The 22,409-nt window shown below is 33.8% G+C and carries 24 protein-coding genes; 18 read left to right on the top strand and 6 right to left on the bottom strand.

Features of this window, described 5'->3' with window-relative positions:
- Position 1: 1 nt before the first annotated feature.
- The 6 genes from ACFPTQ_RS13265 (at position 2) to ACFPTQ_RS13290 (ending at position 3,241) form a co-directional block, all read left to right on the top strand.
- Positions 2-1,420, top strand: coding sequence for an MBL fold metallo-hydrolase (locus ACFPTQ_RS13265; protein ID WP_379778007.1), 1,419 nt, complete (start codon positions 2-4; stop codon positions 1,418-1,420).
- Between the two features lie 77 nt (positions 1,421-1,497).
- Positions 1,498-1,710, top strand: a complete 213-nt coding sequence (locus ACFPTQ_RS13270) for a YgaP family membrane protein (RefSeq protein WP_379778008.1) — start codon at positions 1,498-1,500, stop codon at positions 1,708-1,710.
- A gap of 8 nt (positions 1,711-1,718) precedes the next feature.
- Complete coding sequence (locus ACFPTQ_RS13275) at positions 1,719-2,552, top strand: methyltransferase domain-containing protein (RefSeq protein ID WP_379778009.1); 834 nt, start codon at positions 1,719-1,721, stop codon at positions 2,550-2,552.
- Positions 2,549-2,758, top strand: coding sequence for a hypothetical protein (locus ACFPTQ_RS13280; protein WP_379778010.1), 210 nt, complete (start codon positions 2,549-2,551; stop codon positions 2,756-2,758). Before ACFPTQ_RS13275 ends, ACFPTQ_RS13280 begins: the two co-directional genes overlap by 4 nt.
- Complete coding sequence (gene trxA, locus ACFPTQ_RS13285) at positions 2,748-3,050, top strand: thioredoxin (protein ID WP_379778011.1); 303 nt, start codon at positions 2,748-2,750, stop codon at positions 3,048-3,050. The genes ACFPTQ_RS13280 and trxA overlap by 11 nt, the downstream gene beginning before the upstream one ends.
- Positions 3,050-3,241, top strand: a complete 192-nt coding sequence (locus ACFPTQ_RS13290) for a DUF6132 family protein (RefSeq protein ID WP_379778012.1) — start codon at positions 3,050-3,052, stop codon at positions 3,239-3,241. Before trxA ends, ACFPTQ_RS13290 begins: the two co-directional genes overlap by 1 nt.
- A 62-nt stretch (positions 3,242-3,303) precedes the next feature.
- Here the strand turns inward: ACFPTQ_RS13290 and ACFPTQ_RS13295 are convergent, their stop codons facing one another.
- A complete protein-coding gene (locus ACFPTQ_RS13295; RefSeq protein WP_379778013.1) occupies positions 3,304-6,675 on the bottom strand; it encodes a PAS domain S-box protein in 3,372 nt (1,123 codons plus the stop codon).
- Between the two features lie 129 nt (positions 6,676-6,804).
- Between ACFPTQ_RS13295 and ACFPTQ_RS13300 the strand changes: the two genes are divergently transcribed.
- Positions 6,805-7,437 carry a Crp/Fnr family transcriptional regulator gene (locus ACFPTQ_RS13300; protein WP_379778014.1) on the top strand — a complete coding sequence of 211 codons (633 nt, stop codon included), beginning with the start codon at positions 6,805-6,807 and terminating at the stop codon, positions 7,435-7,437.
- Between the two features lie 11 nt (positions 7,438-7,448).
- Positions 7,449-7,883: a carboxymuconolactone decarboxylase family protein gene (locus tag ACFPTQ_RS13305; RefSeq protein WP_379778015.1), complete on the top strand. Its 435-nt coding sequence runs from the start codon at positions 7,449-7,451 to the stop codon at positions 7,881-7,883.
- Positions 7,884-7,941: 58 nt separating this feature from the next.
- Here ACFPTQ_RS13305 and ACFPTQ_RS13310 read toward each other — a convergent pair whose 3' ends face one another.
- A complete protein-coding gene (locus ACFPTQ_RS13310) occupies positions 7,942-8,985 on the bottom strand; it encodes an RluA family pseudouridine synthase (RefSeq protein WP_379778016.1) in 1,044 nt (347 codons plus the stop codon).
- Complete coding sequence (locus tag ACFPTQ_RS13315; protein WP_379778017.1) at positions 8,975-9,598, bottom strand: PASTA domain-containing protein; 624 nt, start codon at positions 9,596-9,598, stop codon at positions 8,975-8,977. Before ACFPTQ_RS13315 ends, ACFPTQ_RS13310 begins: the two co-directional genes overlap by 11 nt.
- Before the next feature lie 216 nt (positions 9,599-9,814).
- Here ACFPTQ_RS13315 and ACFPTQ_RS13320 point away from each other — a divergent pair, with 216 nt between their 5' ends.
- The gene (locus ACFPTQ_RS13320) at positions 9,815-10,786 is read left to right on the top strand and encodes a D-alanine--D-alanine ligase (RefSeq protein ID WP_379778018.1); all 972 of its coding nucleotides are present in this window, start codon (positions 9,815-9,817) and stop codon (positions 10,784-10,786) included.
- A 563-nt stretch (positions 10,787-11,349) separates the two neighbouring features.
- On the opposite strand, the gene ACFPTQ_RS13325 is transcribed toward ACFPTQ_RS13320, so the two are convergent.
- Positions 11,350-11,793 (bottom strand): hypothetical protein, encoded by a 444-nt coding sequence (locus ACFPTQ_RS13325; RefSeq protein ID WP_379778019.1) that lies wholly within the window; start codon positions 11,791-11,793, stop codon positions 11,350-11,352.
- Positions 11,794-12,029: 236 nt separating this feature from the next.
- Here ACFPTQ_RS13325 and coaD point away from each other — a divergent pair, with 236 nt between their 5' ends.
- Together coaD and ACFPTQ_RS13335 are read left to right on the top strand one after the other, a co-directional pair.
- On the top strand, positions 12,030-12,485 hold the full coding sequence (coaD, locus tag ACFPTQ_RS13330) for a pantetheine-phosphate adenylyltransferase (protein WP_379778020.1): 456 nt from the start codon (positions 12,030-12,032) through the stop codon (positions 12,483-12,485).
- Positions 12,486-12,910: 425 nt separating this feature from the next.
- Positions 12,911-13,489, top strand: coding sequence for a PhnA domain-containing protein (locus ACFPTQ_RS13335; protein ID WP_379778021.1), 579 nt, complete (start codon positions 12,911-12,913; stop codon positions 13,487-13,489).
- A gap of 169 nt (positions 13,490-13,658) precedes the next feature.
- Here ACFPTQ_RS13335 and ACFPTQ_RS13340 read toward each other — a convergent pair whose 3' ends face one another.
- Together ACFPTQ_RS13340 and ACFPTQ_RS13345 are read right to left on the bottom strand one after the other, a co-directional pair.
- Positions 13,659-15,008: a DEAD/DEAH box helicase gene (locus tag ACFPTQ_RS13340; RefSeq protein WP_379778022.1), complete on the bottom strand. Its 1,350-nt coding sequence runs from the start codon at positions 15,006-15,008 to the stop codon at positions 13,659-13,661.
- A gap of 161 nt (positions 15,009-15,169) precedes the next feature.
- Positions 15,170-15,775, bottom strand: coding sequence for an NUDIX hydrolase (locus ACFPTQ_RS13345; RefSeq protein ID WP_379778023.1), 606 nt, complete (start codon positions 15,773-15,775; stop codon positions 15,170-15,172).
- A 7-nt stretch (positions 15,776-15,782) separates the two neighbouring features.
- On the opposite strand from ACFPTQ_RS13345, the gene pyrE reads away from it, so the two are divergent.
- The 7 genes from pyrE to nirB all read left to right on the top strand — a co-directional run bounded on the left by pyrE (position 15,783) and on the right by nirB (position 22,350).
- Complete coding sequence (gene pyrE, locus ACFPTQ_RS13350; protein ID WP_379778024.1) at positions 15,783-16,436, top strand: orotate phosphoribosyltransferase; 654 nt, start codon at positions 15,783-15,785, stop codon at positions 16,434-16,436.
- 7 nt (positions 16,437-16,443) lie between these two features.
- Complete coding sequence (locus ACFPTQ_RS13355) at positions 16,444-16,836, top strand: SRPBCC family protein (protein WP_379778025.1); 393 nt, start codon at positions 16,444-16,446, stop codon at positions 16,834-16,836.
- A gap of 125 nt (positions 16,837-16,961) precedes the next feature.
- Positions 16,962-17,294: an ArsR/SmtB family transcription factor gene (locus ACFPTQ_RS13360; protein WP_379778026.1), complete on the top strand. Its 333-nt coding sequence runs from the start codon at positions 16,962-16,964 to the stop codon at positions 17,292-17,294.
- A gap of 18 nt (positions 17,295-17,312) precedes the next feature.
- Positions 17,313-17,783, top strand: coding sequence for a DUF6428 family protein (locus tag ACFPTQ_RS13365; RefSeq protein ID WP_379778027.1), 471 nt, complete (start codon positions 17,313-17,315; stop codon positions 17,781-17,783).
- A gap of 16 nt (positions 17,784-17,799) precedes the next feature.
- On the top strand, positions 17,800-18,432 hold the full coding sequence (locus tag ACFPTQ_RS13370) for a low molecular weight phosphatase family protein (RefSeq protein ID WP_379778028.1): 633 nt from the start codon (positions 17,800-17,802) through the stop codon (positions 18,430-18,432).
- Positions 18,433-18,434: 2 nt separating this feature from the next.
- A complete protein-coding gene (gene arsB / locus ACFPTQ_RS13375; RefSeq protein WP_379778029.1) occupies positions 18,435-19,502 on the top strand; it encodes an ACR3 family arsenite efflux transporter in 1,068 nt (355 codons plus the stop codon).
- A gap of 340 nt (positions 19,503-19,842) precedes the next feature.
- A complete protein-coding gene (nirB, locus tag ACFPTQ_RS13380; protein ID WP_379778030.1) occupies positions 19,843-22,350 on the top strand; it encodes a nitrite reductase large subunit NirB in 2,508 nt (835 codons plus the stop codon).
- Positions 22,351-22,409 lie beyond the last annotated feature (59 nt).

The raw sequence follows: 22,409 nt of genomic DNA on the forward strand, positions 1-22,409 counted from the left end.
TATGAAAATAGAACAAATATACACTGGATGTCTGGCTCAGGGAGCTTATTATATCACTTCAAATGGTGAAGCAGCCATAATTGACCCTTTACGTGAAGTTCAACCTTATTTAGATCGTTTAGAACGTGATAATGTAAAACTAAAATACATATTTGAAACGCATTTTCATGCCGATTTCGTTTCTGGACATTTAGATTTAAGCAAGGAAACTGGTGCTCCAATTGTATATGGTCCCACCGCCCAACCTGAATTTGAAGCGGTAATCGCGACTGATGGTCAGGAATTCCAAATAGGTACAATCAAAATAAAAGTGTTACACACTCCAGGACACACAATGGAAAGTACTACATTTTTACTACTTGATGAAAATGGAAAAGAATATGCTATTTTCTCTGGGGACACCTTATTTATTGGTGATGTTGGTCGTCCTGACTTGGCTCAAAAGGCAGCACACATGACTCAGGAACAATTAGCAGCCACTTTATACCATTCGTTAAGAAATAAAATAATGACTTTACCTGATGAAGTGATTGTATATCCTGCTCACGGTGCTGGAAGTGCTTGTGGTAAAAACATGAGCAAAGAAACGGTTTCTACCATTGGCAATCAAAAAGCTACGAATTATGCTTTAAGAGCTAATATGACAGAGGCCGAATTCATTAAAGAAGTAACCGACGGATTATTGCCTCCTCCAGCCTATTTCGGGATGAATGTTGCCATGAACAAACAAGGTTATGAAAGTTTTGAAAATGTGCTCAATCAAGGAATGGTTGCTATTCCTGTAGCTGATTTTGAAGCAATTGCTGATGAAAGTGGTGCTTTAATTTTAGATACCCGTAAAAATGCTTTATTTGCCAAAGGTTTTATCCCCCAGTCAATCAATATTGGAATCGAAGGCGATTTTGCTCCTTGGGTAGGTGCTTTAATTGCTGATGTAAGACAACCTATCATTCTAGTAACCGAAATTGACCAAGAAGAAGAAACAGTTACGCGTTTAAGCCGAGTAGGTTTTGACAATATTCTTGGGCATCTTGAAGGAGGATTTGAAGCTTGGAAAAAAGCAGGAAAAGAAATTGATACGGTTCACCGAATTACAGCAGATGAATTTGCTAATGAAGTAAAAACAGGAGAAAACACCATCATTGATGTACGAAAAGAAAGCGAATATGCCGCCGAACACGTTGAAGATGCCTATTCTAAACCTTTGGCTTATATCAACGATTGGATTAAAGATATTAATCCGAAAGAACCGTTTTATTTACATTGTGCTGGTGGTTATCGTAGTATGATAGCTGCATCTATTTTGCAAGCAAGAGGTTTTAGAAATTTCACTGAAATAGAAGGTGGTTTTAATGCTATCGCTAAAACTTCAATCCCAAAAACAGATTTTGTTTGCCAAAGCAAAACATTAAACACATAAACACTTGATTTAAAATAGATTAATCCGTAAATTTATAGTAGTCAATATTGCATTTTAACCCTAAAATTATAGAAATCATGAAAAAGAATATGGGTAAAACAGATAAGACTATTCGTCTTACTGTTGCAGTAATTTTAGCTAGTTTGTATTTTACACAAACAGTAACAGGTAATTTTGGTATATTTTTAATAGCCTTTGCGGTTATATTAGTGATTACAAGTTTTATTAATTTTTGTCCTTTGTATACACCTTGGGGAATTAATACTAATAAGAAAAATAAAGTCGTTTAAATTTGATTATGAAAGATTCTTGCTGCAGTGTTGTATGTGACAACCCTCTCGATCAAAATTATTGGGATGCACAATACATAGCCAATTCAACAGGTTGGGATTTAGGACAAATTGCTCCTCCAATCCAAAAATTTATTGATCGATTAGACAATAAACAGTATCGCATACTAATACCGGGTTGTGGGAATACTTACGAAGCCGAATATCTATTGGCTAACGGTTTTACAAACATTACAATTATCGATATTGCCCCTACTTTGGTAGCAAACTTGAAGCAAAAATTTGCTCAAAAGACAGGAATTACGATTATTCAGGGCGATTTTTTTGACCACAACGAAAAATACGATGTAATCATTGAACAAACTTTTTTTTGTGCCTTACCTCCAATACTGCGTCAAAAATATGTTTGGAAAATGCATCAGCTTTTAAGCACTAATGGAAAACTAGCGGGTTTACTTTTCAATCGCGAATTTGAGGTAAGTCCTCCCTTTGGTGGAAACCAAAAAGAATATGAAAAACTCTTTAAAGATGCTTTTCACTTTGATACATTAGCGCAAGCAAAAGATTCTGCTATACCAAGAAAAAACAGTGAATTATTTTTTGAATTTATTAAAAACGAAAAGGTAACTGTCGCATTGTATACTTTTGAGGGTATAACTTGTAGTGGTTGCATGGAAAAGGTTTCAGAAAAATTTGCTGCCGTAGAAAATGTTCTAAATGTAAGTATGAATTCGAATTTTAGTGAAGTTTTAATGGTGAGTAAAACCGAAATTCCGCTTCATTTACTACAACAGTTAGTGTCTTATGATGAAAACTATAAAATACAATTAATGCAGCCATGAAGAAACTACTTTTTACAAACTGGCATGTTATGCGTTGGATTCGTTTAGCTTTTGGTTTATTTTCGCTCCAACAAGCTTTTCAATATCATGAAATACTATTTGGTGTAATGGCTGCTTTCTTTCTTTTCCAAGCTCTATTTAATACTGGATGTGGTTTAAATGGATGTACAATTCCTAAAAATAAAACAAATAGCAATGAACAGTAATTTTGATCAACTCATACAATCGGAAAAACCAATTCTAGTAGATTTTTTTGCCACTTGGTGCGGCCCTTGCCAAATGTTGGGTCCTATTTTAAAGGAAGTAAAAGACCACCTTGGCGAAGAAATTTCAATTATTAAAATTGATGTTGACAAAAACCAGCAAATTGCTGCACAATATCAAGTTCGTGGAGTTCCCACTATGATTTTGTTTCAAAAAGGAAAACAATTATGGAGACAATCAGGTGTGGTGGATAAAAACGCAATTATCGCTACTATCAAAGAAAAAAGAATCTAATGAACCAAAAAGCTGTCATAGTAACAATTATAGGAGTGATTCTAGGAGCAGTTGCAGGCTATCTGTATTATAAATATGTAGGTTGTATTACTGGAACTTGTGTTATTACTTCCAAACCTTTGAATGCTACTCTTTACGGCGCTTTAATTGGGGGGCTATTATCGAATTCTTTACTAAAAAAAGAAAAATAAAATTGCAAGAAGAAAATCATCGCTATTATCTTACCATGATAATTCTAGAGATGATTTTCTTTTTAATCTTTTAACCATTTATACATAATAGTTTCTAAATCTGTAAAACTAATAGGCTTAGTTACATAGTCGTTCATTCCAGAATTTAGACATTCTTCTTTTTCTTCCACAAAAATTCCAGCCGTAAGAGCGATAATAGGAGTTAGTTTTGTTTTTTCAATTTTTCGTATATCATAAGTAGCTTCAAATCCATTTTTATTAGGCATTTGAATATCCATCAAAACAATATCTGGCTGGTGTTTTTTAAATTCTTCAACAGCCTCTATACCATCACCTGCTTCAATAATTACAGCTTTAGGAATTATTTTTGATATTAATGTTTTCGCCAAAAACATATTAATTTTGTTATCCTCAACAATCAAAATTTTCTTGGCCCCAAATGTCTCTTTTGTATACAATACCTTATTTTCAATAGGTTCATTACTATGAGTTTCACTTCCTTTTTTCAAACGAAGTGAAAAATAAAATCTACTTCCTTCTCCATAATTACTTTCTAATTCTAATTTAGAATCCATTAGAGCCAAAAGTTGGTTCGAAATAGCCAAGCCTAATCCTGTACCTCCAAACTGACGACTTATTGAATTATCTTCTTGAACAAAAGAATGAAATATCTTAGCTTGATTTTGTTCTTTGATTCCAATTCCGGTATCTGTTACTGAAAAAAGCATATTTACATGAGATTCATCTATATTAGATACAACTCGTACATCTAAGGTAACACTTCCTATTTGCGTAAACTTAATAGCATTACCTATTAAATTTATAATGATTTGTTTTAAGCGTAATGAATCAGCATAGATAAAATGAGGTACCTGTTCATCAATATGCAATACTAAATCTATTTTCTTTTGATTAGCCTGAAATTTAAACAAAGAAACAATCTGATTTATCAATGATAAAAGATCAATTTCTTCCATTTTAAGTTCTAATTTACCAGCTTCAATTTTAGAAAAATCCAAAATATCATTTACAATATCCATTAAAGTTGCCGCCGATTCATTAATGGTAAACATGTACTCTTTTTGTATTTCATCTAATTTTGATTCCATTAACAACGAGGTAAATCCAATAATACCATTTAGTGGAGTTCGAATCTCGTGACTCATATTAGCTAAGAAATCTGTTTTAGATTTATTTGCTTTTTCAGCCAATTCTTTAGCTTTTTGAATTTCTAAATTCATTTTGCGTTCTACAGAAACATCGATAAAACTAATTACAACTTCCTGTATGTTTCCCTCTTCATCAAGCATTGGAAAACCGCTTACTAAAACCCAAATTACATTATCCTTCTTAGAACCTACAATACCCAAAGGAAAATTCTTGATGGCCGATTTACTTTTAATAATCTGATAAACCGGAAATTGTTCTGGTTGCATTTTTGAATCATCATCATTCAAAAAATTCCATTGCAATAACGCTTCATCGTTAGCCAGTAATTGTTCTATTCTAAAGCCTAACAATTCTGATGCCTTACTATTACAACTTATTATTTTTCCTTCATTATTATGAACTACAATTCCTGCTTCTAAATTAGTTAATAAGCCATGATAACGTTCTTCATTTTTAACAAGTGCATTTTCAATATTTTTTTGTTCAGTGATATTTCTAGAAATAACAATAAAATGTTGCTCTTTAGTATCATCTTCTTTCATTGGCACTAATGATAATTCGAACCAATGCAAGACATTAGACAGATACAATGTATACTGTTTTCCTCGAGAAAATCCATTCTTATAAGCTTCTTCTAATCCAGAAAGACATACATCCGCAGCTTGTTTTGGTATGACTTCAACAACGTTCTTTCCTATAAAAGCATAAGGAGGCATGATCAACAAATCATCATTAGAAGAATGATAATTATGAATTACACCCTGTAAATCTACTTCAAACATTAAATCAGGGATAGCCTGTATGATGGCTTCCATTTTCTTTGATGCCTTGATAAAATTATCTTCAGCTTCTTTACGTTTTGTAATATCTGTTATGGTACCTATGTAACCAATTATTTTATTTTCTGAATTTGTCTCTGGAGTTGCCTGTCCTATGACCCAAATTATCGACCCATCTGGCTTTACAAATCGATATTCAATTAACGAACGTAATTTTTTATTGATAACTTTATCCCACTCATTAAACAATTGTACTCTATCTTCAGGATGAATAGCAAAATACCAGCCGTTACCCAATGATTCTTCATAACTTAAACCCACAATTTGGGTCCATCGCTGATTAACATAAGTCGTTGAACCATTCAAGTCAGTTCGATAAATTCCTACTGGTGATACTTCGGTAAGCGTATGAAACCTTTGTTCACTTTCTGCAACTGCCTGTTCTGCTTTTTTTTGCATTTCTTCTTTTTCAAAAAGTTCCAAAGCAAAAGTAACATCAGTTGTAGCCTTTACTAGTAAATCAATTTCTTCATCATCAAAAAAATGCTTTTCTCCAGAATAAATAACAAAAACACCTATTATTTTCCCAAAGAATTTAATTGGGATGGCAACCAAAGAACGAAATCCACTTTTCAAAGCTTCTTCTTTCCATGGCTTCATAAACGAATCATCTTCAATGTCATTACAGACATGATGCATCCCCGTTTTTATGGCTAAACCACTTGGTCCATTTCCGGTTTCGGAATTTAAATTAATAGATACTGTTTTTAAAATTTGCATATAATCTTGTGCATCCTCACCATGAGCACTAACAGGATCTACATTTAGAGTTTCATAATTTAATATACCAATCCATGCCATCTTGAATTTACCTATATCGACAGCAACTTTACAAATCTCTTTAAATAATTCTTCCTTAGTAGTTGAACGAACAATAATCTGATTAATACGGCTTATAAAATGAAACAAACGAATTGCTTTATTCATTTTTTGTTCTAAAAACTTACTTTCGGTTATATCTTTTACAACACCTTGATAAGAAGTTTTTCCATTTAAAATGCCATCACACAAAACATTAAATTCATGCCATATCAATCCTTTTTCAGGATGATCATATTGGTATTGAATAACAAGGGGATTCAACTTTGATTGCGCGTTTTGTATTCCTTTTAAGAAATTAGCCTTATGATTTTCATGTATTCGGCTCATGATTAATGCCGGAACAGCATTAGAATCAGTAAAATCAATTCCGTAAAGTTTATCTCTACTGCCTAGTACATAATTACAAGCCAAATTAGCGCTGTTATCGATCGTAAAAGAACAAACAGCAATAGACGAAACATCAAGGTTATTTTTTAAGTCATTAAAAACAACATTCTGAGCCACTAATCCTTTTTGAAGCTCTTCAATTTTTAACTCTTGCTCTTGAATTTTAATTTTCAAAGCCTCAATTTCCAATTTTGACTCTCCCATACTTTCAAGCATAAGCACTACATTTGTGATTATAAATATAAAAATTTAGATTTACATATCACACTTTTGTGAAAATTAAAATAGTCTCCAAAAGTAATTTTACCTAGCTTTGATTATTTATACTTTAACATTATAGACAATATGTCAGAAATATTCAAAACTCATTTAAAAAAATTTATCGACATTAATGACGAAGAATATTACGAAATTGAAGCATTTATAAAAATTAAAAGTGTTCCAAAAAAAGAAAACTTAATCATCGAAGGAGCGGTTTGTAAAGAACATTATTTTGTATTAGAAGGCTGCTTGAGAAAATTTTTCATAAACGATAAAGGAGTAGAACAAACTACTGAGTTTGCTATCGAAAACTGGTGGATTACAGATCATATTGCTTTTGAAAACCAATTGCCAACTCGTTTTTATATTCAATCTGTTGAAAACTCAAAAATCCTGATTCTTGATAGCGATACACAAGAAAAACTACTAAAAAAGTTTCCAAAATTAGAACGCTATTTTAGATTTATTTATCAAAGAGCTTATGCTGCATCCCAAATGCGTATTAAGTATCTCTATGACTTCTCTAAAGAAGAATTCTATCATCAACTTTGTAAAAACCAACCCCAATTTGTACAACGTATTCCTCAATACTTAATAGCCTCTTATTTAGGTTTCTCTCCTGAATATTTAAGTGAAATCAGGAAAAAAAAAGCGTTCTTAAACCAGTTTAAGTTTTTTCCGTTTCTCAATACTGAACTTTGCTCTATTAATATATAAAAGTATAAAAAATGAGAGTAAACATCAACGAAACAGAACCACAAGCTTTTAAAGCCATGTATGCATTAGAAGGTTATTTAGCAACTATTCAATTATCTAAAATTCAAAAAGAACTTATTAAAATTCGCGCTTCTCAAATTAACGGCTGCGCTTTTTGCATAGACATGCACACTAAAGACGCACTTAAATATGGTGAAACTACTCAACGTATTTTCCTTTTAAATGCTTGGAACGAAACTCAATTGTTCTCGGAAGAAGAAAAAGTAATTTTAGCCATTACCGAAGAAATTACCTTAATTACTAACAAAGGACTATCTGATGAAACCTATGCTAAAGCCGAACAATTTTTCGATAAAAACCAAATTGCACAAATTATTATGATAGTTGTTACTATCAATGCCTGGAACCGAATCGCTGTAAGTACTCAATTAGAACCTACAGTATAAGCACACAAACAAAAAGCCGCTTATCGAGCGGCTTTTTGTTCTATAGCAGGGATTCATTTTATTCTTCTTCGTCAGTGTGGTGTGATTTCGAATAATTGCGCCATTTTTCCAAACAATCCTGAAAATCCTGAGGCAATTCAGTATCAAAACGCATCATTTCTCCAGTATTCGGATGCACAAAACCTAAGGTTTTAGCATGAAGTGCCTGTCTAGGCAAAGCTTTGAAACAATTTTCAATAAACTGCTTGTATTTAGTAAATGTAGTTCCTTTTAAAATCAGGTGACCACCATAACGCTCATCATTAAACAATGGATGACCAATGTGTTTCATGTGCGCTCTAATTTGGTGCGTTCTTCCCGTTTCCAAAATGCAGGAAACCAAAGTCACATAACCAAAACGCTCCAAAACCTTATAATGAGTAATCGCAGGTTTTCCTATTTCCGGATCATCAAAAACCGCCATTTGCATACGGTCTTTTAAGTGACGGGCTAAATTCCCTTCGATAGTTCCACTCTCTTCAGCCACATTTCCCCAAACCAAAGCCACATATTCCCTTTCGGTAGTTTTAGCCTCAAATTGTTTAGCCAAATGCGTCATCGCAGCTTCAGTCTTAGCAATAACTAACAAGCCCGAAGTATCCTTATCAATACGGTGTACTAATCCCGGACGCTCGCTGCTGTTCATGGGTAAATTTTCAAAATGAAACGCCAATGCATTTACCAATGTTCCAGTATAATTTCCGTGTCCTGGGTGCACCACTAAACCGGGTTCTTTGTTTACTAACAACAAAGCATCATCTTCATACACAATGTTCAACGGAATATTCTCAGGAAGAACATGGTTTTCAAACGGCGGATGCGACAACATCACCGCCACAATATCAAAAGGTTTTACTTTGTAATTGGATTTTACCTTGACATTATTCACAAAAATATTGCCTTCGGTTGCGGCATTCTGAATCTTATTACGAGTCGCATTAGGGATCAATCCCATCAAATACTTATCAATTCGCAATAAAGCCTGCCCTTTAGGAACCTCAAATTTAAAATGTTCAAATAATTCCTCTTCGTCTAAATCAATCTGCTCAATATTATTGTTCATTCGGTAATTCTTCTTCAGTTGTTGGAGTTGCAATTGTATCTGTAGCAATATCTTCTTCGTAGCTTGCTTTTCCGTCACCTAAAACCAAATCAATTTTAGATCCTTTCAATACTCTATCTCCTGGTTTAATATTCCTTCCTTTGTAGCGCATTTCCAGCACCATATCTTTTCCTAAATTAGGAATATAGGTAATTGTTCCTTCTTCTAATCCTAACGCTTTCAAGGTAGGCACAGCCTCACGGTACGTTTTCTCAATCAAATCAGGAACTTTGATTGATGAAAATCCAGAACTATTAATTTTCAAATATACTTTTCTACCCTCTTTTACCTTTTCACCTGGTAAAGGATCCTGCTGAACCACACTGTATTTTGGATAATCTCCACGGTAATCCACACTATCAAGGATTACATAATCCAAGTCTAACTCATCTAACTTTTCCTCTACTTGTTCTTCGGTTAATTTTCTCAAATCAGGAACCGTAATTTCATGTCCATGATCTGTAGTAAAAGTTAACCAATGCATAAAAAGATAACCCAAAACGGCAATAATTAAAGCGGCAAGAAATACTTGCCCAAAGAACACTCGGCTAGTAAGATATTTACGTAAACTCATATATTTATTTTTATAGAAGGCAAAGATAAAGCTATTTCGTTTCAAAAAAAATGATAATTTTGTTTTATGCGTCCTAACCTCAGCTATAGCCAAGTTTAGGAGCTTTTTCCCGCTATCCGTTGCAATCTTTTTATCCCTAAAGAAGGAATAAAAAGGATTTCCACTACTATCGGGGCTAAAACAAAAAATCGATATTTATCATACAAACGCAACTAAATGAAAAACATTGCCATCATCATGGGCGGCTATTCCAGTGAGTACAAAATTTCACTCATTAGCGGTAACGTAGTTTACAAATTTTTAGATCAAAACCTATTCAAAGGCTATCGCATCCATATTTTCAAAGAAAAATGGGTGTATGTTGACGATGCTGATCAAGAATTCCCAATAGACAAAAACGACTTTTCAGTAATAGTCAACGGAAACAAAATTACATTTGACTGTGTTTTCAACGCCATTCACGGAACTCCGGGAGAAGATGGTTTAATGCAGGCCTATTTTGAATTATTAGGTATTCCACAAACGTCTTGCGATTATTACCAAGCCACTTTAACTTTCAACAAAAGAGATTTATTGTCTGTTCTAAAACCATACGGAATCAAAACCGCTATTTCTTATTATTTGAACCAAGGCGATGTAATTAATACTACCGAAATCATTAACAAAGTAGGTTTGCCATGTTTCGTGAAACCCAACAAAGCAGGTTCCAGTTTCGGAATTTCAAAAGTAAAAACCGAAGCCGAATTACCAATTGCAATCGAAACCGCTTACAAAGAAGACAACGAAATCATCATCGAAAGCTTCCTTGACGGAACTGAAGTATCTGTTGGTGTTATCAATTACAAAGGTGAAATTATCGTATTACCAATTACGGAAATCGTTTCTGAAAATGATTTCTTTGATTACGAAGCCAAATACCAAGGGAAATCTCAGGAAATCACTCCTGCCCGCCTTTCAGACGAACTGACTCAAAAAGTAGGCGCTATTGCTAAACGTGCTTACGAAATATTGAAAATGAAAGGCTTCTCCCGTTCTGAATTCATCATTGTTGACGGAGAACCACACATGTTGGAAATGAATACCATTCCGGGATTAACCACCGAAAGTTTGATTCCGCAACAAGCAGCCGCTGCTGGAATTCCATTAGCTGATTTATTCACTAATGCAATTGAATTAGCGTTAGCTTAATATTATTTACCACAGATTTAAAGGATTAACACTGATTATTCTTTTAAAGCTGTGGTTTGTTTTTTTTTAACAAAATTCCCTCGGTGTGTCATTGCGAACGCAGTGAAGCAATCTCATCTAAGCAAACATTTTAAACTTTCTCTCTTCTTTATGGGCACAAATTGCAAATCTGAACTATTGAGGTTAATTACTGCTTAGTAGTGGAACCATTTTTAGAATTTCAATTTCTAAATTCTTGAGTCTTTCGAAATTGATTTCTAAATCCTCCCAAACATGACAATAATTATTTAACGCCGCGACAATAACTCTAATAGAGCTAAAAAGTTCATTGATTAATATGTGTTGTTTTGAATCATGATAAACTATATGAACTAATGGAAAACTCAATTCACCAAAATGTTCTAGTTTAGAAAATGCCTTATATAAAATATATGCTGTACCTATTAATTTGTGAGATCGTTCATCATCAGAGTTTTTAAAAATTGATTCTACTAAACTATCTACAGAAGTTCTTAATGATTGAATTTTATTCGAACCATCATTATTAAAATACTTTGAGAAATTTATTTTAAATCTCGAATCTCTTTTTGCTTTTCTTCTTCACTCCAATTTCTAACTTTACTTTCAACTTTTATCGAAGAAAGCAAGTGTTTGATATGATCAAAATTAACTTTGTTAATTAAATCAATTTGCTCATCGTCATTAGATGAATGTATAATTATATATTCTGAAATAATAATGTCATTTAGAATTGCTCTAATAATTATGTATAGAGGTATTTGAAAATCTCGTGAACTATCAAAATTTCTAATAAACAAATTTGCTCCTTCTAATGAGTTTATTGTTTTTAAAATTACTGTGTAAAAATATTTCTCATCATCTTTTATGAATCTGTCATTAGAATAAATATTTAAAAAAACTTCTTTTCGATATGAATCTATAAAAGTCAGAATTCTAGATGAAAATTCATCAAAATACTTTTCGGGATCTGGAAAGTCTAGATTCATGTTACGATGTTTTTAAAAATAACAACTAACTTGTTTCTAAGTGAAAATACTTTCTCATACACACTCAAATACAAGTAGATTGACGAAGCTTTATTACAATTTGTTTGCATCAAATATATATAAAATTTATCTTTCAAAAATTATCATTCCAATACTAAAAACACCAAAACTCCTAAAAAAACAAACTCTCCTAAAAACTTTGTAACTTAGCCACTCAGAAACTTAGTTACTCAACAATGAGAAAAGCCATATTTCCGGGATCATTTGATCCCATTACCTTAGGTCATGAAGACATTATCAAAAGAGGGATTCCTCTTTTTGATGAAATTGTAATTGCTATCGGGGTTAATGCCGAGAAGAAATACATGTTTCCGCTTGAGGAACGCAAACGATTTATTGAGGAAACATTTAAAGACCAACCTAAGGTTTCAGTAATTACGTATGAAGGCTTAACCATTGATTTGTGCAAACGAATTGGCGCCAATTTTATCCTTCGTGGTTTGCGTAATCCCGCCGATTTTGAGTTTGAAAAAGCCATAGCTCACACCAACAGACATTTGTCTAAAATTGAAACGGTATTCTTATTGACTGCTGCAAGTACTTCGTATATCAGTTCGAGTATTGTTCGCGATGTATTGCGTCATGGAGGAGAATATGAAAAACTAGTTCCAAAAGCGGTGAGAGTGAAGTAGTTTTTAGTATTCAGTATCAGTCTTCAGTAAGCAGAGGCAGAAGGCAGAATTTAGACAAAAGAAGAAAGAAGAAAGAAAATAGATTTAAAACTTTGCGAAAACTTATTTCCCGTGCCTCGCCGACAGGCGGGTTTGCGTTAAATTATTAAATACAGATTTCTTTCATTTTCATTTATGAAAATTGCTTATCTGAACTTTTACCTAACTTTTTAGAACTTATAAAACTTATATGCCTCCTGTCTCGCCGACAGGCGGATATATGGTTATAATTTTAGCCACAGCTTATTAAATCTTTAAAAACTTTACGGTTAAACTTAAAATCGTAAACTTAAAACTACAAACCTTAAACTACAAACCTTAAACTATAAACCCCAAACACTTGCAGAAAGCACTCAATAAGTGTACATTCGCCAAAAAATTTTATAATGAGCTTAGACAGAGAATTAAATAAACGTAGTGGAGGAAAATGTGAACTTTGTGGCGCAACGGAAAACCTAAAAGTGTGTGAAGTACTTCCAACAAAAAAAGGAGGCATTGACGAAGCTATTTTAGCTTGTCCAACTTGCAAAGACCAAATCGAAAACCCTGGTAACGAAGATTTAAATCACTGGAGATGCTTAAACGACAGTATGTGGAGCGAACATACTCCTGTTCAAGTGGTAGCTTGGAGAATGTTAAGCCGTTTGCGTGCTGCGGGTTGGCCTCAGGAATTACTGGATATGATGTATCTGGAAGAAGACGTTTTAGAATGGGCAAAAGCTACTGGCGAAGGTGAAGATGACGAAAACAAAATCATTCACCGCGATAGTAATGGTGTAATTTTAGAATACGGAGATTCGGTAGTTTTGATTAAAGACCTGAAAGTAAAAGGTTCGAGTATGGTGGCAAAGCAAGGAACTGCTGTGAGAAACATCCGTTTAGACCATGAAAACGCCGAATATATTGAAGGAAAAGTAGACGGTCAAATGATTGTAATCATTACACAATACGTGAAGAAAATATAATCATCAGTTTACAGTGATCAGTTTTTTAGTGGTCAGTAAACTTAGTGCATAAAAAAACGTTAGCAATATATTTCTGCTAACGTTTTTTTTATATTTCGAATTTTATAAATCAGTTATCATTTCTTTAGTGGAATTACAAACTGCTCACTAAAAAACTAAACACTGAACACTACTCCTCTACTTTCTTAATCACGTTTCGGGCGACCTGAATTTTATATTTTTTACCTTTCATTTTTTCATCCTGAATATTTTGCAACAAACTTTTTACTTTAGGGAATTTTACGGCTGCAAAAGAGATAAAATCTTTGACTTCAATCAAACCTAAATCGCCTTTTTCTAATTTGCCTTTTTGAGAAAAGAACCCAACGATGTCAATTTTATTCAATTTATTTTTCTTTCCACCACTAATATAAATGGTTTGAAACTGTGGCGCTTTAGGCAATGATTTGTCATGTTCAACCGATAAAACATCAATATTTTCATAATCGACATACTCCATTTTTTTCTCGGATTCATGCGCAATGATGTATGCAGTTCCTGTTGCTGTCATACGTGCGGTACGACCATTACGGTGGGTAAATTCGTCTTCTTTTAAAGGCAAATGATAATGAATTACGTGATTCATTTCGGGAATATCGAGTCCGCGAGCGGCTAAATCGGTAGTGATTAAATAACTCACACTGCCATTTCGAAACTGAATCAGCGCACGTTCTCGCTCTTCCTGATCCATTCCGCCATGATAATAGGTTGAGTAAATTCCTTTTTCGTTTAAAGTATCACTAATACGCTCGGCCGCATCACGATGATTACAAAATACAATTGCCGATTCCGATTGAATGAAACAAAGCAATTGGAATAAGGTATTGAGTTTGTCTTTTTCTTTCGAAAAAACCAATTTAGTAGCAAGATTCGATGTCGATTCTTCTTCTGGAATGAAATCCAAAACGGTTGGATTAACTACTCTGGTATATTTTGGAATCTCAATATCAGAAGTAGCCGAAACTAAAACTCGTTTGTTGACTTTCGATAATTTCCCAATGATAAAAGACATTTGTTCGTGGAAACCTAATTGCAATGATTTGTCAAACTCGTCCAAAATTAGGGTCTGAATTTTATCCAAACGGAAACTCCCTCTCTCAATATGATCGGCAATTCTACCAGGAGTACCAATCAAAACAGCTGGTGGATTACTCAAATTTTTGATTTCCGTTTCCATCGAATGCCCGCCGTAACAAACATTCACCTTGTAAGCTGTACCCATTTTTTTCCAAACCTGCTCAATTTGTAAACCTAATTCACGTGAAGGCACGATAATTAAACATTGAACCGAAAGTATCTCAGGCAAGAGCATTTCTAAAACAGGCATCAGAAAAGCCAGCGTTTTACCAGAACCTGTTGGCGATAATAACAGTACATTATTATCATTCAAAATGGCATCATGAGCAGCAAGCTGCATTTCATTTAGGCTATCTATACCTAAATTCAAAAGAATATTATTGGATTGGTGTTTTTTATTCATTCGGCAAAGGTACTTAAAAAAAAGAAGTCAGAAGTTAGTAGTCAGAAGTTAGAAGTAGGAAGTAGGAAGTGAAACTCTACAAAAAAACAGATTTTAGACTAAGAACGTAAAATTCTAATCTAAAATCTGTTATCTAACTTCTAACTTCCTACCTCTAACTTCTAACCTTGAATAATATTTTCTTCCTCGAATAATAATTTGATGTTCTCATAAGAATTTTTCAATACTTCCGGAATATCATTAGGATGAATCCAAGCTACCTTTTCAATTCCTTCCTCTAATTGTCCTTGTGGCGTACCATCAAACTCAGAATACATTTCAAACCAATGTGTAATTTTTAATTTGTACACTCCGTTACGTTTAAAAACGTGATAGGTTTTTTGGAGTTTATTGGTAATTCTCAATTGATTTACACCTGTTTCTTCTTCTACTTCGCGAATGGCTGTTTGCTCAATTTCTTCCTTTTTTTCCACACCTCCTTTTGGCAAATCCCATTTTCCATTTCTAAAAATAAATAAAACCTCCCCTTTCTTATTGTAAACTAATCCTCCGCCCGCTTTATTTACTGGAATTTTAGCTTTCAAGGTTTTCATAATCTCTTTTTCATCAGGATGATAGAGATAGGCTTTCTGAATTTTATTTTGAAAAATTTTAACTATAATCTGCTTAATATCAATACTTTCCAACAAAAACAACTGAAAATCCGTCTCTTTAGAGATTTTATTTGTCAAAAAAAGTGGTTTGTCGTTCACAAAAACTTTATACATTTGTACTATGATTTTTAATAAAGATACAGCCGAAAAAACAGCCGAATTGCTTTTACAAATAAATGCAATTAAATTGAATCCTGAAAATTCTTTTACATGGGCTTCTGGATGGAAATCACCTATATATTGTGACAACCGTCTGATACTATCATTTCCTGCCATAAGAAATTATGTGCGAGATGAATTTGCAAAACATATTGAAAAACAATTTGGGAAACCAGATGTAATTGCTGGAGTAGCAACAGGTGCTATAGGCATTGGTATGCTTGTTGCTGAAAGCATGGGATTACCATTTGTTTATGTACGTCCTGAAGCTAAAAAACACGGTCGTCAAAACCAAGTGGAAGGCTTCTTACAAAAAGGACAAAATGTAGTTGTTGTTGAAGATTTAATTAGTACTGGCAATAGTAGTTTGCTTGCTGTTGAAGCATTGAAAAATGCAGGTGCCAATATTAAAGGAATGGCTGCTATATTTACATACGGTTTTGATGTTGCCGAAGAAAACTTCAAAAATGCCAAGGTAGACTTATACACTTTGAGCAATTACCAAAATCTTTTAAATTTAGCAGTAGCTAAAAAATACATTACTGAAAAAGAAGAAAGTACTCTAAGAGAATGGAGTGTTACTCCTTCAACTTGGGGGCAAGAAGCTACTAAATAATTACATCATGAACTTAGAAAGTCCAAAGGTTAACGTTGAAAAATCTGCACAAGAATTATTTGATTTATTGACAGAGATGAAAAACTTTGAAAAACTAATGCCTGAAAACATTGCTAAGTTTGAAGTTATTGGAGATGATTCGTTCCTGTTTGGTTTAAAAGGAATGCCCGAAATTCAACTAAAACTAAAAGAAAAAGTAGCTCCCAACAAAATTGTTTTGGGCGCAGCTACAGACAAGGTTCCTTTTACTTTAATTACTAATATCGAACCTATTTCAACTACTTCTTGCAGTTTAAAATTTGATTTTGAAGGTAGCTTTAACCCAATGATGGCCATGATGGTCAAAAGTCCAATCAGTAAATTTATTGAAACACTGGCTACGAACATGTCCAAACTATAAAAACGACTTCCAATTACCGAATATTGATACCTCTTCGAATTTAAAATTCTTAGAGGTATTTTTTTTTAGCCTATAATTGCTACTTATTAATATTTATCGTAATATTGCAATATAAATATATAACTATGGGGATCACAAAAACATTTAGTTTCACTGACGAACAAAACGAACTAGCCACATTAGCAAAAGCTATAGGCCATCCTGCTCGTATTGCCATCATACAACACCTAATCAAAGTAAATAGTTGTATTTGTGGAGATATAGTAAATGAATTACCATTAGCACAACCAACCGTTTCTCAGCATTTAAAAGAATTGAAAAATGCAGGATTAATCAAGGGAAATCTTGAAGGAAATGCCATTTGCTATTGTATCGATGAGAATGGATTTGAAAAAATAAAAGCCTTCTTCCAACACGTAAATAACTATTTAGAAAATAAAAAAGACCAATGTTGTTAACTTTAAAAGTAGAAAATCATGAAACTATCCGAAATTAAAAAGATATTGAGCAATGTTGACACTGTTGCTTTTGTATTAGAAAACGGAACTGCTGTTCCAGAGCATTTCCATGTAACTGAAGTGGGTTTAATTACCAAAAACTTCATCGACTGTGGAGGAACGATACGAAATGAGAAAGTGGTTAATTTTCAATTATGGAATGCCAACGATTTTGATCATCGTTTAAAACCAAAGAAACTTTTAGACATCATTGAGTTGTCTGAAAAAGCGCTTGAAATAGGGGATTACGAAATTGAAGTTGAATACCAATATGAAACGATTGGCAAATACGAACTAGGTTTCAACGGAAAAGAATTTCTTTTATTAAACAAAAAAACGGCTTGCTTAGCCAAGGACCAATGCGGTATCCCTGCCACAAAACCAAAAATTAGATTATCACAAATTAACACTCAAAATAACAGTTGCACTCCAGGTGGAGGTTGTTGCTAAATCTAAAACCTGTAAAATGAAAATAGTTAAAACAGAATTATTTGAAAACATTGAAGCTAAAATTAAATCTTTAGAAACTACTTCAATATCAAAAGAACGAAAAATCATCCTACAACCATTGATTGATTTTATCCAAAGTAAATACGACAATAATGATGAAATCAGATTAAACTTTATCTGTACTCACAATTCTAGAAGAAGTCATTTATCTCAAATTTGGGCACAAACAATGGCTGCTTATTTTGACATTAAAAATGTTTTTAGCTACTCAGGAGGAACTGAAGCAACTGCGCTGTTCCCGGTTGTGGCTCAAACTTTAGAAAAAATAGGATTTCAAATAAACACTATCGCCGAAGGAAAAAATCCAATTTACAGCATTAAACACAGCGAAAACGCCCACCCTATTATTGTTTTTTCTAAAACTTTTGATAACAATTTTAATCCACAAGCTGCATTTGCTGCTATACTAACTTGTTCGAGTGCCGATCAAGGTTGTCCATTTATCGCAGGAGCCGAAAAACGCATTCCAATTACTTTTGAAGACCCAAAAGCATTTGACAACACGCCGCAACAAGCTGAAAAATATGAAGAAAGAAGCATACAAATTGCAACGGAATTATTTTACGTATTTTCTCAAATTCAAAAATAACTATGTCAACTAATCATTGTACACCCGTCGTTAACCGTAAAAAATTAAGTTTTTTAGATCGTTACCTTACACTTTGGATTTTCTTAGCTATGGTTATTGGTGTAGCTATTGGAAACTTTATACCATCAAGTGGCAATTTCATCAATTCTTTTTCATCAGGAACCACTAATATTCCCTTAGCAATCGGACTAATATTAATGATGTACCCGCCACTAGCGAAAGTGAAATACGAACAAATGGGTTCTGTTTTTAAAAACACTAAAGTACTAGGTGCTTCATTACTATTAAATTGGATTATCGGACCTATATTAATGTTTTTTCTGGCTTTAACATTTCTTAGTAATTATCCTGAATACATGATAGGGGTTATCTTAATTGGATTGGCTAGATGTATTGCAATGGTAGTCGTTTGGAACGACCTTGCGGATGGAAATAGAGAATATGCAGCCGGACTTATTGCCCTAAACAGTATCTTCCAAGTGCTTTTATATAGTGTTTATGCGTATTTCTTCATCACAATACTTCCTCCTTATTTTGGATACACTGGTTTTGAAGTAAATATTAGTATAGCACAAATAGCCGAAAGTGTGGGTATTTATCTCGGAATTCCATTTGCTTTAGGCATAATTAGTCGATACACTTTGATTTATATTAAAGGCGAAGAATGGTTCCAAAAAAAATACGTTCCTATTATTTCTCCAATTACTTTAATCGCTTTATTATTTACGATTATTGTCATGTTTAGTTTAAAAGGGGCTTTAATAGTCAAAATTCCAATGGATGTAATCCGAATTGCTATCCCATTAGTTATTTACTTTGGTATTATGTTTATCGTTAGTTTTTTTATTGGAAAATATTTCGGAGCTGATTATTCAAAAAGTACTGCTATCGCATTCACAGCTACAGGTAATAATTTCGAACTAGCTATTGCTGTAGCTATCGGAGTATTTGACATTAATAGCGGACAGGCCTTTGCAGGTGTCATTGGACCCTTAGTAGAAGTCCCGGCTCTAATCGCCTTAGTAAATCTTGCCTTTTGGTTTCAAAAAAAATATTACACAAAGAATTAAGTAGTTGTACTTAATAAAAAATTGAAATTTTTTATTACCCAAGCATCAAAATAAGTACTTTTTACGCACTTATTTTGGTGCTTTTTTTTCGTTTATAATCCACAACCGCTTCTTTTTCAATATAATTTCATCTTAAAAACAGACAAAAAAGCAGCAATAATGTTCAACACAAGCCATCATTTACCAAAAAAACAAAAAAAACTTCAACACTTTTTTACATAATATCCATTTTAACCCTCTCCTTTTCATAATATCTCAATTTACATCAAAAATTAAAAATTAAGTATATTGCATAAGTATTTATACGTATATTTGCTTTGTAATACTTAATAATGATATTATGATTAAAATAATTGTAGTCGGAAACGGCATGGTGGGTTATAAATTTTGCGAAAAATTTATTTCTAAGTCTGGGCAGGAAAAATATCAAATTACCGTATTTGGTGAAGAACCAAGACGAGCGTATGACCGTGTTCACCTAAGTGAATACTTTGCTGGTAAAACTGCTGACGATTTATCTTTATCAACAGCAAATTGGTACGAAGAAAATAATATCATATTAAATACTTCTGAATTAGTAACGGATATTCACAAAGAAAACAAAACAATATCCACTCATTTAGAAAATACTTATTCATACGACTATTTAGTTTTAGCTACAGGTTCCGCAGCTTTCGTCCCTCCAATCGAAGGAGTGGAAAAAGAAGGAGTATTTGTATATAGAACCATAGAAGACCTAGACGCTATTATGGCTTATGCAGCCAAAATAAAACAAAACGGAGCAACTGAAGCTGCTGTTTTAGGAGGTGGATTACTAGGTCTAGAAGCAGCAAAAGCAGTTCGCGATTTAGGACTAAATCCACATGTTGTTGAATTTGCTCCTCGTTTAATGCCGAGACAATTAGACAAAGGAGCAAGCGATATGCTTCGTTCAAAAATCGAAGAACTAAACATCAAAATACATCTAAGTAAATCAACACAATTTATTGACGGCGACAAGGCTATCACCGGAATGATGTTTGAAGAAGAAGAACTGCTTAAAGTAGACATGCTTGTCATTTCTGCAGGTATCAAACCAAGGGACGAACTAGGAAGAGGTGCAGGACTGGAAGTTGGTGTTCGCGGAGGAATTGTGGTAGACAACCAAATGCAAACTTCAGACCCTTCCATTTACGCTATCGGAGAGGTTGCCCTATACAATCATATGATTTACGGTTTGGTTGCGCCAGGTTACGAAATGGCTGATGTTGCCGCTGAACAGATTTTAGGAAATGCAAAAACAATGCGTGAAAGCATTGACATGTCTACTCAATTGAAATTAATTGGTGTTGAAGTAGCCAGTTTTGGAGACCCATTTATTGAGCACCAAGACGGAACTCCAATTGTTTATGAAAATAAATTCACTGGTATCTACAAAAGAATCAACGTTTCTAAAGACGGAACTAAATTACTTGGAGGTATCCTAGTAGGAGATTCAAGTGATTACAATAGTCTATTCCAAATTTACATCAACGGAATGGCAGTGCCTAAAAACCCAGAAGATTTAATCTTAGGAGCAAGAGGTGGTGAAGGTTCTACGATGGGTAGTGCCATGGATTTACCTGATTCGGCTGTAATTTGTTCTTGTGAAAATGTAACTAAAGGAAGTATCTGCTGTTCTATAACTGATGGAAGTTGCGAAACTTTATCGGATGTTGTAAAAGCAACTAAAGCAACTTCTGGTTGTGGTGGTTGTAAACCAATGGTTTCTGATTTAGTAAAAGCAGCCCAAAAATCACTTGGAAAAGAAGTAAAAGATGTCGTTTGTGAGCACTTTGCGTATAGTCGTCAAGAATTATACGACATTGTAAAAATCAACAAATTCACGAATCACAACGAAGTACTAGGAACTGTTGGCAAAGGTGATGGTTGCGAAATTTGCCGACCAGTACTATCTTCCATCTTCTCTAGTATTTACAACGACACAGCTAACAAACATGTGACTTCTCAAGATTCAAACGACCGTTTCTTAGCTAATATTCAACGTAACGGAACCTACTCTGTCGTGCCTCGAATGGCTGGTGGTGAAGTAACCGCAGAAAAATTAATCGCCATTGGAGAAGTTGCCAAAGAATACAACTTATATACAAAAATCACCGGAGCACAACGTGTAGATTTATTCGGAGCTGAATTAAACGACTTACCTTCTATTTGGAAAAAACTGATTGACAAAGGTTTCGAAAGTGGTCATGCTTACGGAAAATCTTTAAGAGCCGTAAAAAGCTGTGTAGGTAATGCTTGGTGTCGTTACGGAATGGACGACAGTACCACATTAGCAATAGAATTGGAAAACCGTTACAGAGGAATACGTTCTCCACACAAACTAAAAGGTGGTGTTTCGGCTTGTATCCGTGAATGTGCTGAAGCCAGAGGAAAAGATTTTGGAGTTATCGCTGTGGAAGGCGGATGGAACTTATACATCTGCGGAAACGGTGGAGCAAATCCAAAACACGCGGTACTTTTGGCCGAACAAATTGATAAAGAAACCGTATTCAAATACATGGATCGTTTCCTTATGTACTATATCCGTACGGCTGGTCCATTAGTTCGTACATCAACATGGTTGGAAAAACTAGAAGGCGGAATCGATTATTTGAAAAATGTAATCATCAATGACAGCTTAGGAATCAATACCGCGCTGGAAGAAGAAATGCAAGGTTTAGTTGATACTTTCGAGTGCGAATGGAAACAAGCTATCGAAGACCCTGAAATGATGAAACGTTTCAAACATTTCTCTAACTCAGATGACCGCGATGACAACCTAGAGTACATCCCATTAAGAGAGCAAAAAATGCCTAAACCTTGGTAATCTTAAAAGCTAAAAAAACACAACAATCAGTAAATTAATTACAATTTCTAATCCTGTCT

The organism is Flavobacterium sp. GCM10022190 (assembly GCF_042656445.1).
Lineage (GTDB): Bacteria > Bacteroidota > Bacteroidia > Flavobacteriales > Flavobacteriaceae > Flavobacterium > Flavobacterium nitratireducens.